Annotated in this window: 9 protein-coding genes; 4 read left to right on the top strand and 5 right to left on the bottom strand. The window is 72.6% G+C overall.

The window, feature by feature from the left end; genetic code table 11:
• The first annotated feature begins 41 nt into the window (after positions 1–41).
• Positions 42–776 carry an ABC transporter ATP-binding protein gene (locus ACIG5E_RS19640; RefSeq protein WP_396534871.1) on the top strand — a complete coding sequence of 245 codons (735 nt, stop codon included), beginning with the start codon at positions 42–44 and terminating at the stop codon, positions 774–776.
• 182 nt (positions 777–958) lie between these two features.
• Here the strand turns inward: ACIG5E_RS19640 and ACIG5E_RS19645 are convergent, their stop codons facing one another.
• The 3 genes from ACIG5E_RS19645 to ACIG5E_RS19655 all read right to left on the bottom strand — a co-directional run bounded on the left by ACIG5E_RS19645 (position 959) and on the right by ACIG5E_RS19655 (position 5,018).
• Positions 959–2,479 carry an FAD-dependent oxidoreductase gene (locus tag ACIG5E_RS19645; protein WP_396534873.1) on the bottom strand — a complete coding sequence of 507 codons (1,521 nt, stop codon included), beginning with the start codon at positions 2,477–2,479 and terminating at the stop codon, positions 959–961.
• A 345-nt stretch (positions 2,480–2,824) separates the two neighbouring features.
• Complete coding sequence (locus ACIG5E_RS19650) at positions 2,825–4,447, bottom strand: alpha/beta hydrolase (RefSeq protein WP_396534875.1); 1,623 nt, start codon at positions 4,445–4,447, stop codon at positions 2,825–2,827.
• A gap of 238 nt (positions 4,448–4,685) precedes the next feature.
• Entirely contained in the window at positions 4,686–5,018 is a 333-nt protein-coding gene (locus ACIG5E_RS19655) for a hypothetical protein (protein ID WP_396534877.1), read from the bottom strand.
• 128 nt (positions 5,019–5,146) lie between these two features.
• On the opposite strand from ACIG5E_RS19655, the gene ACIG5E_RS19660 reads away from it, so the two are divergent.
• A complete protein-coding gene (locus tag ACIG5E_RS19660; protein ID WP_396534879.1) occupies positions 5,147–5,821 on the top strand; it encodes a TetR/AcrR family transcriptional regulator C-terminal domain-containing protein in 675 nt (224 codons plus the stop codon).
• A 102-nt stretch (positions 5,822–5,923) separates the two neighbouring features.
• Here the strand turns inward: ACIG5E_RS19660 and ACIG5E_RS19665 are convergent, their stop codons facing one another.
• On the bottom strand, positions 5,924–6,730 hold the full coding sequence (locus ACIG5E_RS19665) for a pyrroline-5-carboxylate reductase family protein (protein ID WP_396534881.1): 807 nt from the start codon (positions 6,728–6,730) through the stop codon (positions 5,924–5,926).
• 45 nt (positions 6,731–6,775) lie between these two features.
• A complete protein-coding gene (locus ACIG5E_RS19670) occupies positions 6,776–7,390 on the bottom strand; it encodes a TetR/AcrR family transcriptional regulator (RefSeq protein WP_396534883.1) in 615 nt (204 codons plus the stop codon).
• A 170-nt stretch (positions 7,391–7,560) separates the two neighbouring features.
• On the opposite strand from ACIG5E_RS19670, the gene ACIG5E_RS19675 reads away from it, so the two are divergent.
• Complete coding sequence (locus tag ACIG5E_RS19675) at positions 7,561–8,736, top strand: FAD-dependent monooxygenase (protein ID WP_396534885.1); 1,176 nt, start codon at positions 7,561–7,563, stop codon at positions 8,734–8,736.
• A 445-nt stretch (positions 8,737–9,181) separates the two neighbouring features.
• Entirely contained in the window at positions 9,182–13,099 is a 3,918-nt protein-coding gene (locus tag ACIG5E_RS19680) for a Pls/PosA family non-ribosomal peptide synthetase (RefSeq protein ID WP_396534887.1), read from the top strand.
• The last annotated feature ends 79 nt before the right edge of the window (positions 13,100–13,178 follow it).

The following is a 13,178-nucleotide window of genomic DNA, read 5'->3' on the forward strand; positions in this document are numbered from 1 at the left end:
GGACAAGAACCGGGTAGCCACCGCCCACAGGGGGACGCCGCATGACGCAGCACCAGGCCGCCGACACCGCCCTGACGACCACCGGCCCGATGGTGGCCGTGACCGATCTCCGGCGCAGCTTCGGCACCGGCGAGCGGACCGTCCACGCCCTGCGCGGCATCAACTTCTCGATCGCGCGCGGCGAACTGACCGCGCTCAAGGGTCGGTCCGGCTCCGGCAAGACCACCCTGCTCAATCTGGTCGGCGGACTGGACGCGCCGACCGGCGGCAGCATCGCGTTGGACGGCATCGACCTCGGCGGGCTGGACGAGGACCGCCGACTCGCTCTGCGGCGGGAGCGGATCGGCTTCGTGTTCCAGTCCTTCGGACTGATCCCGATGCTCACCGCCGCCGAGAACGTCGGCGTGCCGATGCGACTGCGCAAGGTCCCGCCGGCCGAGCGCGAGGAGCGCGCCCACACCCTGCTGGCGCTGGTCGGCCTGGCCGACCACGCCAACCAGCGGCCCGGCGAGCTCTCCGGCGGCCAGCAGCAGCGCGTCGCGATCGCCCGCGCACTGGCCAACGACCCGGGCCTGATCATCGCCGACGAGCCCACCGGCCAGCTGGACTCCGAGACCGGCCGCTCGATCATGGAGCTGCTGCGCGCGGTGGTCCGCAGCGAGGGCGTCACCGTCCTCGTCGCCACCCACGACCCGACGCTGATGGGGCTCGCCGACCGGGTGATCGAGCTCCACGACGGGCGGATCATCGAGGAGGGCGCGGAGCAGGCCGCGTAGCGATGGCGGGGCAGTAGGGCTGCGGGGCTGCGGGCCCAGGGGCCGGCTGGCCGGGACACCCGACCGGGTCGCCGCCCCGGTCGGGCTACGGGCCCGTGGGGTGCCCAGCCTTCCGGACCTCCTCAACCGGACCGAACCTCCCCGAAGCGCCCGGCTCAGCTCAGCGCATCGCAGGTCGGGGCTCAGGCCCGGAGCGGCCGGATCGACTGGGCATGGTGGAACACCTCCTCTCCGTCCCAGTAGGCCTTCGTGCGTTGCAGGCGTGGATAGTTCTCCTTGTAGTAGAGCCTCGGGTACGCCGGGTCGGGCTGATCGATCGTGCCCAGATCCACGTCCGGGTAGTTGACGTAGGCGCCGTCCGTCGCGGTGTCGACCTCCGGAACGCCTCCCGTCTCCCGGTACATCTCCTGGTAGAGCCCGCTCAGGTACGCCAGGTGGTCGGCGTCCTCGGCCGGGTCGGTCCAATAGGTCTGGTACTGCAGCTTCATGATCGAGTCCCGCTGCGGCACCGCGGTCTCCTCGGGCCGGCGGGCGTTGATCCGGCAGCCGTAGGAGTCGATCTGCACCAGCGTCTTGCTGAGGTCCACCCCGCCCACGTCCCGCGTCAGCCAGTCCCAGAGGGTGGCGATGCGGGCCCGGTCGAACGGCTCCCGATGGTAGGCCGACTTGTACTTGCCGCGCTGGTTGTCGCCCGAAGGGTTCAGCGTCATGGTCGCCTGGAACCACGGCAGTTGGCGCCGTCGCTCCGGGAACGGCAGGAACAGCCCGGCGACGCTGTGGGTCTGGACCACCGAGCGGGTCGCCATCCCCTGCTCGACCGCCGCCACGAACTCGTCCAGCGGCGTCGGGTCGTCGCCGTCCCACTGGCTGAACAGCACGACGTTCCCGTTGGAGTGGTGGGTCAGCTTGAGGATCGCGAACAGCCCGTCGTAGACCGGTTCCCGCGGGCCGCTGTGCTCGGCCAGGAAGGCGCCGAAGTTGGTCAGCAGCCTCTCGAAGTCGCCGGGGCGGTCGATCAGTTCGCCCCAGGGCCAGGCCACGCTGCTGATCCAAACCCGCGGCGGCGGCTCGGGCACGTCGATCGCGAAGTGGTAGCGCAGCACCACCCCGAAGTTCCCGCCACCGCCGCCGGTGTGGGACCAGAAGAGGTCCTGCTCGGGCGAGCCGCTCGCGTCCTCCCGGTTCGCCCGCGTCACCGCGGCGCGGCCGCCGCGGACGGTGACCACGTCGACCTGGACGAGGTGGTCGACCGTGAGCCCGTGCCGGCGGGAGAGCACCCCGAACCCTCCGCCGCAGATGTGCCCGCCCGCACCGACCGAGTAGCAGGACCCGGCGGGCAGGGTGACGGCGTACTCCCGGAACAGCGTGGTGTAGACGTCCCAGTTGGTGGCGCCGCCCTCGACGCAGTACGTGGGCCGGCCGAACTTGTCCGCCCCGGCGGCCACCCCGCGCATCGTACTGAGGTCGAGGATCACGCCCCGGTCGTTGTCGACGAAGCCCTCGTAGCAGTGCCCGCCGCCGCGCACGGTCGGGCGCAGTCCGCGGTCCAGCGCCCGGTTCAACTCGGCCACCGCGTCGGCCTCGTCCGCCACCAGCCGGATGTAGGCGGGACTGCTGTGCCAACGCTGGTTGAAGCCCTGGCTGAGCGTCCGGTACCGGGGATCGCCCGGCAGGACCGTCCGCCCGGAGAATTCGTGTCGCATGCCCTTCCCTCACTTTCTCAGGTTCGAGAGAGTCTGGCGGGCCGCACGCTAACACCCCCATTCAGCTTTGTGAATTCATTTACGAATTAATGTGACAGTACGCCATTTCCCTTGTCTCGCTGAATACTCACCACGGCCCCTGCCCGAGGGCCGATTGTCAGTGGCATCGACTACGGTCCACGACAACTCCGCAGAATCCGTTCCACGGGAGGTTCGATGACGATCTTCTGCCGCATTCTCCGCGCGCTCCGGGCGCTGGGCCGGGGAACACGGCTGTGGTGGCCGGCGGAACCGCCGACCACCACAGCCCCGGCCTCAACGGCCGGGCGTTCGAGGGGAGAGCCCTCAGACCGCCGGGAAGATCTCGGCGTCAGGCTTGAGCAACTGGCCCGGCTGCGGCGCGGTGCCGTCCACCAGGTAGCGGGTGACCATCGTGTTCAGCGCCTTGCTGCGGCCGACGGCGCAGTGCTCGATCGAGTCGACGCTGACCAGCACGGCGTTGCCCAGCTCCTGCTGCATCCGCTGGGCGAACTTGTACTGGGTGGCCGGGTCGTAGAGGTTGCCGATGACCATCACGGTGTTGGAGGTCTTCTTGTTCCACGGGCCGCTGAAGCGCTCGGCGTCCCGGGCCGGGGCCGGCCAGCTCGCACAGGCCGGGGCGTCGAAGGCCTGGTAGCGGCCGAAGGTCGGCGACTCCTTCTCCCACGCCCGGGCGACGTTGGCGAACACCCGGTCGTTCGACGGGTACGGCTTGTCCTGGCAGTTGACGCCCATGTAGGAGTCGTCACCGGCGTACTCGGAGTCGGCCGGGGCCTCGCGCAGCGCGCGCGGGACGTTCACCGTGAGCTGGTTGGCCTCGTCGTCCGGGACGTTCGCCTTCGGCGCCAGCAGGGCGGCCGCGGCCGGCTTCTTCATCACCTGGTAGGTGGCCTGCAGCGACTTCGCCAGCGGAGCCAGCTTGGCCTGCGAGTACAGGGCGTTGGCCACCTCGCTGGTGAAGCTGCTCAGCGTCACCTGGGAGCCGTTCGACAGCGCGATCGGGCTGGTCCGCAGGTGGTCGCGGAGCTCGTCGAACTTGGCCCGGGTGTCGCCGTCGCCGAAGGCGCAGCGCGGGGCGCCGGCGGTCTGGCAGCGCTTCAGGAACTCGTCCAGGGCCAGCTCGAAGCCGCCCGCCCGCTGGCGGTCGTACTCGAGGCCGTTGTGCAGGCGCAGGTTCGGGTCGACGTTGCCGTCGATGATGATCGCGCGCACCTTGTTCGGGTACATGTTCGCGTACGTCGAACCGATCAGGGTGCCGTAGGAGAAGCCGGCGAAGGTGAGCTGGGAGTCACCGACGGCGCGGCGCATCCGGTCGAGGTCACGCACCACGTTGATGGTCGACATGTGCTCGATCAGCGGTCCGGCGTTCTTGCTGCAGGCGTCGGTGTAGTCCTGGTCGGCGTCCAGGGTGTCGTCGACCTCGGCCTTGGTGACGGGCACGCCCACCATGCGGTTGTTGACCGCGTCGGCCTCTTCCTGGGTCTTGTAGCACTTGAGCGGGTTGCTCCGGGCCACCCCGCGGGGGTCGAAGCCGACCAGGTCGAACTTGGCCTGCACCTCGGCGCCGAAGCGGGCCGTGGTCGCCCACATGTAGCCGCTGCCGCCGGGGCCACCGGGGTTGAGGAACAGCGAGCCGATCCGCTTCGACGGGTCGCTCGCCCGCCGCCGCATCATGGCGATGCCGACCTTCTCACCGGACGGGTTGTCGTAGTCCAGTGGCACGGGGTAGACGGCGCAGTCGTAGATGCCCGGGTCCGGCTTACTCGGGTCGGGGTTGCAAGGCTTCCAGTCGACGGGGTCGACCTTCGCCTCGGCGGCCGCCGCACCCGGGGCCTGGTCGAACGGCGCGGCCGACGCGGCCACAGCGGTTCCGGTGACAAGGGCGAGCGCGCAGGTGACCGCTCCGGCCAACGTGGATATGCGGGACAAGGAACCTCCTCCGTACTGAAAGGGCGGCCCCAGCCTGTCAGTCTGAGAACTCCATGTGAAGACCTCGAAGCAGCGGAAATCTTTCGAGTTCCATGCCACATCCGGTCGAAACATTCTGTGAATGAACCAACTTGACGGTTGATTGACTTGACGGCAGCTCAATCATGGCGGTTGACGGGCGGTGGCTGTCAGCCCGGACCGTGGGCTCCGGCGTCGCCCACGGCCCGGGGGTCGACCGCTATTCGGCGATCGGCTGCGACAGGTTGTCCTCGGCAACGACCTGGTAGACCGCATTCAGGGTCGGCGGGCCGACCAGGTCCTTGATCCGCTCGAAGCGGCGCTCCTCGACCGGACCCAGGCGCTCCATCCACTCCCCGATGGACTCCGGCCCGTGGTCGCCCTCGATCAACGCGATGGTGATGACCTCCCGCGAGTCCTCCAGCGCGGTGGCGGTGATCACCCGGGTCCGCGGGTCGTCCGGGAACACCTCGTCCGGGATCCATCCCTTGCGGAACTCCGAGTACTCCACACCCTCGTTGAGCTTGCGCACCATCACGGCGACCAGCTGCATGACGTCCTCCCCCGTGCGTTTCTTGCAGTGCAAGAAGTTGACGTCGGCTATTGTTTTCTTGCACTGCAAGAATTGTCAAGGCCCGATCGGGGCACCTCGCCGGGCCGACCTGGAGCCAGGAGGAGCACATGCCGGGACGACGCGCACGCCCCAGGACGGGCCTGACCCGGGAGAAGATCATCGACGCAGCCCTCGACTACGTCGACGAACACGGTCTCGCCGCGCTCTCCAACCGCAAGCTCGGCGCAGCACTCGGCTGCGAGGGCATGACGCTCTACCACTACGTCCCCAGCAAGGCCGCCCTGCTCGACGGGATGGTCGAACGCCTACTGGAGTTCTCAGCGGGGGACCTCTTCGCCGAACCGAACGGCCCGTGGACCGAGGTCGTCCGCGAGTTCGCCGTCGCACTGCGCCGGATGCTGCTGGACCACCCGGCCATACTCACCGTCCTGGCCACCCGGCCGGCCGCCACTCCCGCCTCGCTCGCCCTGCTCGAACGCGGCATCACCGTGCTCCGCGAGGACGGCGTCCCGCTGGCCGACGCGCTCGACGTCCTGAACTCGGTGGTCATGTGGACCCTCGGCCACACCCTCAGTGAGGTCGGCGAGACGCCCCACCACGAGGGCACCGAGCCCCAGCCCGAGCAGTTCTCCGCCCTGGACCGAACCATCTACCCCCACCTCGCCCAGGCCTTCGACACCGGCGAGGGCCTGGACTCCGAGCAGCGCTTCCACCGCACGCTCCGCATCCTGCTCGCCGGCTACGCCGCCGAGTTGGAGCACGCGAAGGGAGCCGGTTCCTGACCGGCCGGCACGCCCGGCCGAGGACTCATGGTTCCCGTGGGGTACCGGTCGGGCGCAGCCCGGGACCGGAGGAATGCGCCGGCCGGCCCTCGTGCCCCGAGGTCAGTGCAGGTGCCGACCGGACCGTTCGTTGTCCTGTGTTGCCTGGAAAGCAGCACGCCATGCCGCGATGAGGCCGTCGCGGGCTGCATCGATCCCGGCGGCGGTATTGCCGCCGGGAACCGCGACGCGGTCGATCACATCGGACAAGGAAGCGCCGCCCCCGACCAGGAGGCCCGCCGCCTCCAGGCTGCACATGACGAGCCGCTCCGCCACCTCTCCCGGCAACGGGGCTTGTCGCCGGCACTGAGCCTGGGCCATCGCCGCTGCGGCCGCTGCCAGTAGGGCCGGGCCGCAGGACGCCAGGTCGGTTGCGGCGCGGCCCTGTTCCTCGGTGATGACGAACGGGGTGGAGAACGTCCGCAGCAGCGTCAGGAGGTCCTCGATCGCAGGCTCGGTCATACCGGGCCCGGGCACCAGGAGCGTCGCGCCGGCGCCGATCTCGTTGCCCGCGCTGGGGATCAGCTTGGCCACCGGGCCCGGCACCGCCTCGGCCAGGGCGGACAACGGCTGCCGGTTGCTGATGGTGAGCACGATGTGGTCGGCGGTCAGCCGCGGTCGCAGGTCATCGAGCACGGCGGGCAGGGCAGCCTGCGGCGTGCACAGGATGATCAGCGTCGCGGAGCCGGGCAGTTCCTGCACTGACGCGATCTGCGCGCCGGGGACGACCTGTTCGAACCGCGCGATGCTCGAAGCGGAGCGCCCGCTGGCGTAGAGGCGGCCCGGCCCGACCGCCCGGCTGAAAGCCGCCGCCAAGGTCTGGCCCATGCGGCCCAGGCCGACGATCCCCACCCTTCGGAGCTCACCCATGGCCGCAAGCATCGCAGATCCGGATCACCTGTGACCGGCAGAGTCCTAAGCCCCGGTCGCGCCGCGCAGGGCGGCCGCCACCAGGCCCTGGAGTTCGTCGGCCCCGGTCTCGCCCCCGCCCACCAGGCGGTCGAAGACCAGTCCGTCGATGCAGGCGAGCAGCGTGGCGGTCCGCCCGTCCGGGTCGGCGACGCCCTGGTCGGCGAGGAAGGCCCGGACGACGGCCCGGCCCGCGTTCTCGCGCGGCACGAGGATCTCCCGCAGCTCGGGATCGCGCACGCTCTCCACCGCGCAGGCGTACCGCGCCAGCGATCGCCGCCGCCCCGCGCCGGTCAGCCGATGCCGCATCAACTCGGTGATGTTCTCGACCAGTTCGCCTGCCGAACGGATCGCCGCCCGCTCCCCCATCGCCTGCAACTCCCCCTGGTCCAGCTCGACCAGACGTCGCACCAGTGCGGTCAGCAGCGCCTGCCTGGTGCGCAGATAGGCCGAGGTGGTGCCGACCGGCAGCCCGGCCGCCGCATCGACCGCCCGATGGGTGAGCCCCCGCACCCCCGCGTCCGCCAGCACGCCGATCGCCGCATCCGCCAGCACGGTCCGCCGGTCCGGCCGCCCCGCCCCGCCCGTGCCGCTCTGCTTCTGCTCCTGGTCTCGCCGCATCCCCCCTTTCTACCGGGCCGGGGCCCCACCTCGCCCATCCGGCCGCCTCCGAAGCAGGCGTCGCCGCAGTCCAGGAGCCTGCCCCTCCCCTCCGGTCGGCTCCGATAAGCCCGTAGTACGCTCCTTCTACAGCTGTAGAAAACAGCACGGCAACACGGGAAGGACCGGGCATGAGCAACAACAGCGCGGTGGTGGTCGGGGGCGGCATCGGCGGACTGGCGACCGCGATCGGGCTCCGGCTGGCGGGGTGGGACGTGACCGTGATCGAGCGGGCGGCCGTACTGGACGACGCCGGGGCCGGGATCTCGCTCCACGCCAACGGCATGCGGTCGCTCGGGATCCTCGGGGTGGGCGACGCCGTCGAGGCGGCCTCGCGGCGGCAGTACACCGGCGGGACGCGCACGCCGGACGGCCGCCGGCTCGCCCTGATGGACGGCAGGGCGCTGGAGCGGGAGCTGGGGGCGCCGATCGTCGGCATCCCCCGGGCGGACCTGCACCGCATCCTGCGCGAGGCGCTGCCCGCCGAGTCCCTGGTGATCGGCGCCGAGGTGACGGAGATCCACACCGCCGACCCCGCCCGGGTCACGGTGGGCTACGACGGCACCACCCTGGAAGCCGATCTCCTGGTGGCGGCCGACGGCATCAACAGCCGGATCCGGCGCCGACTCTTCCCCGCCCACCCCGGGCCGGTCTACAGCGGCTCGACGGTGCTGCGGGCGATCACCGAGCGCCCGATCGACGGGCTGACCTCCGACTTCGAGCTGACCTGGGGCCACGGCGCCGAGTTCGGCCACATCGCCTTCCCGGACGGCCGGGCCGAGTGGCACGCCGTGCTCAACTCCCCGGCCGGGGTGCGCTACCGGGACCCGCTGACCGAGGTCCGCCGCCGCTTCGCGCGCTGGCACGACCCGATCCCCGCACTTCTCGCCGCCACCAACCCGGAGGCGGTGCTGCACCACGACGTCAACGAGCTGGTCACCCCGCTCCCTTCGTACGTCTCGGGCCGGATCGCCCTGCTCGGCGACGCGGCGCACGCCATGACGCCCCACCTCGGCCAGGGCGCCTGCCAGGCCCTGGAGGACGCGGCGACCCTCGCGGCGGCGGTCGCCGGGGGCCCGACGGTGGAGGGTGCGCTCGCCCGCTACGACGCCGCCCGCCGTCCACGCAGCCAGACCGTGGCCCGTGACGCCCGCCGGGCCGGCCGGATGGGCCAGCAGCTCGCCAACCCGCTGGCCGTCGGCCTGCGCAACGCCGCGATCCGCCTCACCCCGCCCGGCGCGATGATGCGGACGGTCCTGAAGCACGCCGACTGGACGCCGCCCCGGATCGCTCCCCGCGCCGCCTAGGCGCGGACCGCCGGTCCGGCCTGTCCCGACCTTCAGACGAGGCGCCGTACGACGTCCATGACGCAGCGCCCCGAGGCCGAGCCGGCCGGGGAAAGCACAGCCGCAGTCCCCGGCCGGCCCGGCCCACCACCCGAAGGGAGCAGCATTTCCTGTGGCATGGATCACGATCGAGATTTCGACCTGACGAACCGTCAATTTGACTGACCGATCGTCACATCTACGGCAATAGACATCAGTTATTGCCTGATGTGACGTCAGATCCGCCAACTCCGGCCCCAGTTGGGTCGAGTTTCAGCTCCTGCCGGCTCGGAGACCCGGGGCTACCATCGGTCGGGTTGTCCGCTCCGGCCCCGGAGTGGGGTCTCCCGTCAAGCGGGTGCTCTCACCGCCCCAAGGGCCGGACATCGGTCGGAACGGGGCGAGGACGAGGAGCGCACGGGCTGCCATGACAGCTGAACCGAGCCACCCGAAGCAGAACGCCACGCCACTGCGGCCCGCACCTGAGCAGGCCGCACCCCCGCGGGCCGCACAGCCGCAGGCCCTGTTCCCCGGCCGCCCGGCCGCCGCCCCGCGCACCCTGGTCGACGTGCTGGACGCCACCGTGCGCGCCCACCCCGACGAGCCGGCCCTGGACGACGGCCGCACCGTGCTCAGCTACCGCGCCCTGGCCGCGGAGGTCGAGCAGCTGCGCCGCCGGCTGACCGCCGCCGGGATCGGCCCGGGCGACCGGGTCGGCGTCCGGGTGCCCTCCGGCACCAACGACCTGTACGTCTCGATCCTCGCCGTGCTGGCCGCCGGCGCCGCCTACGTCCCGGTGGACGCCGAGGACCCGGACGAGCGGGCCCAGCTGGTCTTCGGCGAGGCCGCCGTCGCCGCCGTGCTCGGCGCCGGGCGCGCCCTGAGCGCCACCGGCGAGCGCGCGCCCGCCCCGCAGCGCCGCCCCACCCCGGCCGACGACGCCTGGATCATCTTCACCTCCGGCTCGACCGGCAAGCCCAAGGGCGTCGCCGTCACCCACCGCAACGCCGCCGCCTTCGTCGACGCCGAGGCCGCGCTCTTCCTCCGGGAGGAGCCGATCGGACCCGGCGACCGGGTGATGGCCGGACTGTCGGTCGCCTTCGACGCCTCCTGTGAGGAGATGTGGCTGGCCTGGCGGCACGGCGCCTGCCTGGTGCCCGTCCCCCGCTCCCAGGTGCGCAGCGGCGCCGACCTCGGCCCCTGGCTGGCCGAGCAGGAGATCACCGTGGTCTCCACCGTCCCGACCCTGGCCGCGCTGTGGCCGGCCGAGGCGCTCAACGAGGTCCGGCTGCTGATCTTCGGCGGCGAGGCCTGCCCGCCCGAGCTGGTGCAGCGCCTGGTCACCGAGGGCCGCGAGGTGTGGAACACCTACGGTCCGACCGAGGCCACCGTGGTGGCCTGCGCCGCCCTGCTGACCGGCGAGGGCCCGGTCCGGATCGGCCTGCCGCTGGACGGCTGGGACCTCGCCGTGGTGGACGAGGCCGGGCAGCCGGTCGCCCCCAGCGGCACCGGTCAGCTGGTGATCGGCGGGGTCGGCCTGGCCCGCTACCTCGATCCGGAGAAGGACGCCGAGAAGTACGCGCCGCTGCCCTCGCTGGGCTGGGAGCGTGCCTACCGCAGCGGCGACCTGGTCCAGGCCGACCCGGCCGGCCTGCTGTTCCTCGGCCGCACCGACGAGCAGATCAAGCTCGGCGGGCGCCGGATCGAACTCGGCGAGGTGGACGCCGCCCTGCAGGCACTGCCCGGCGTGGCGGGCGCGGCCGCCGCCGTGCGGACCGCGCGCGGCGGCAACCAGCTGCTGGTCGGCTACCTGGTGGTCCAGGACGGCTTCGACCGCGAGCAGGCCGTCGAGCGGCTGCGCGCCGAGCTGCCGGCCGCCCTGGTGCCGCTGCTCGCGCCGGTCGAGACCCTGCCCACCCGCACCTCCGGCAAGGTCGACCGCAACGCCCTGCCCTGGCCGCTGCCCGAGCTGGAGGCCGCCGGGCCGAGCGAGCAGCTGTACGGCACCGAGGCCTGGCTCGCCGAGCAGTGGGCCGAGATCCTCGGGGTACAGGTGGGCGGCGCGCGCGACGACTTCTTCGCGATCGGCGGCAGCAGCCTGGCCGCCGCCCGGCTGACCACCCTGCTGCGCACCCGCTACCCGAGCGCCGCCGTGCTGGACATCTACCAGCACCCGACGCTGCGCAAGCTCGCCCGCCACCTGGAACGCGGCGCCGCCGAGGGCGGCGAGGCCCGTACCGTCACCCTGGTGCCGACCCGGGCCAAGCTGCTCCAGCTGCTCCTGCTGATCCCGCTGTTCACCGTGGTCGGCCTGCGCTGGACGGTCGCCCTGCTGGCCGCCGGGAACCTGCTCTCCCACTTCGGCGACTACCCGTGGGCGCCCACCGCCTCCTGGTGGGCGGTCGGCGCGGGCGCGCTCGTGCTGTACAGCTCGCCGGGCCGGCTCGCGATCGGCGCCGGCGGCGCCCGGCTGCTGCTGCGCGGCCTGCGTCCCGGCAGCTACCCGCGCGGCGGCGCCGTGCACCTGCGGCTGTGGGCGGCCGAGCGGCTCGCCGAGCTGAGCGGCGCGACCGAGCTGTCCGGCGCCTGGCTGGTCCCCTACGCCCGCGTGCTGGGCGCCAAGGTCGCCCGCGAGGTGGACCTGCACTCGCTGCCGCCGGTCACCGGGATGCTCAAGCTGGGCCGGGGCTGCGCCGTCGAGGCCGAGGTCGACCTGTCCGGCTACTGGCTGGACGGCGACCGGCTGGAGGTCGGCCAGATCAAGGTCGGCGCCGACGCGGTGGTCGGCACCCGTTCGACGCTGCTGCCCGGTGCCCGGGTCGGCAAGCGCGCCCAGGTGCTGCCCGGGTCCAGCGTCACCGGCCAGGTGCCGACCGGCCAGCGCTGGGGCGGCGCGCCCGCCGTCAAGCTGGGCCGGGCCGAGTGGTCCTGGTCAAGGAAGGCGCCGGTCCGCCGGCCCGCCTGGGCCGCGCTGTACGGCGCCGGCGACGCCCTGCTCGGACTGCTCCCGGTGCTGCCCGCCGCGGCGGCCCTCGCCGTGCTCTCCCGTTTCGTCGACCAGGGCGCGGACCTCGGTCCGGCCCTCGGCGGCGCCCTGCTCGGCCTGCTGCCCGCGACCCTGGCGTACGGCGCGCTGTACGCGGCGCAGCTGGTGGTGCTGGTCCGGCTGCTGAGCGTCGGCCTGGTACCGGGTGTGCACCCGCTGCACGGCCGGGTCAGCTGGCAGGCGTGGACGGTCAGCCAGCTGATGGACCGGGCCCGCGAGGTGCTGTTCCCGCTGTACGCCGGGCTGGTCACCCCGCTGTGGCTGCGGGCGCTGGGGATGCGGGTCGGCCGGGGCGCCGAGGTGTCCACGGTGCTGGCGCTGCCCAGCCTGACCACCGTCGGGGACGGCGCGTTCCTGGCCGACGACACCCTGATCGCACCGTACGAGTTGGGCGGCGGCTGGATGCGCCTGGGCGAGGCGAAGGTCGGCGACCGGGCCTTCCTCGGCAACTCGGGGATGACCGCGCCGGGCCGTTCGGTGCCCAAGCGGGGTCTGGTGGGCGTGCTCTCCGCGACGCCGGAGAAGGCGAAGAAGGGCGGCTCGTACCTGGGCATGCCGCCGATGCGGCTGCCGCGCGCGGCGGACCAGGCGGACCAGAGCCTGACCTACGAGCCGCCGGCCCGGCTGCGGTGGGCGCGCGGGCTGGTCGAGCTGGCCCGGCTGGTGCCGGTGCTCGCCTCGGGGGCGCTGGGCCTGGCGACGGTGGCGGCGCTGTCCTGGCTGGCGGCGGGCTCCCCCCTGCTGGCCGCGCTGCTCTCCGGACCGGTGCTGCTGGCGGCGGGCGGCGCGGCCTGCCTGGTCGCGGTGGCCGCGAAGTGGCTGCTGGTCGGTCGCTTCCGGGCGGTGGAGCACCCGCTGTGGAGCGGTTTCGTGTGGCGCAACGAGCTCGCCGACACCTTCGTGGAGGTACTGGCGGTGCCCTGGCTGGTCGGCGCGGTGCCCGGCACCCCGGTGCTGAACCTGTGGCTGCGGGCGCTCGGCGCCAAGGTCGGGCACGGCGTGTGGTGCGAGAGCTACTGGCTGCCGGAAGCGGACCTGGTCACCCTCGGGGACGGCGTCAGCGTCAACCGGGGCTGCGTGGTGCAGACGCACCTCTTCCACGACCGAATCATGCGGATGGATACTGTGGTCCTCCGCGAGGGCGCCACCCTGGGCCCGGGCGGGATCGTGCTGCCCGGCAGCACGGTGGGCGCGCGCAGCACGCTGGGCCCGGCCTCGCTGGTGATGCGCGCCGAGTCCGTCCCCGCGGACACGCGGTGGCTGGGCAACCCCATCGAGGCGTGGCAGACCGCGCCGTGACCACCCCTCCGACCGACCGCCCCGGCAGGACCACCAGCCCGGGCACGACCCGTCCAGCCACGACCACCCGTCCCGGCCC

The organism is Kitasatospora sp. NPDC053057, assembly GCF_044546945.1.
GTDB lineage: Bacteria > Actinomycetota > Actinomycetes > Streptomycetales > Streptomycetaceae > Kitasatospora.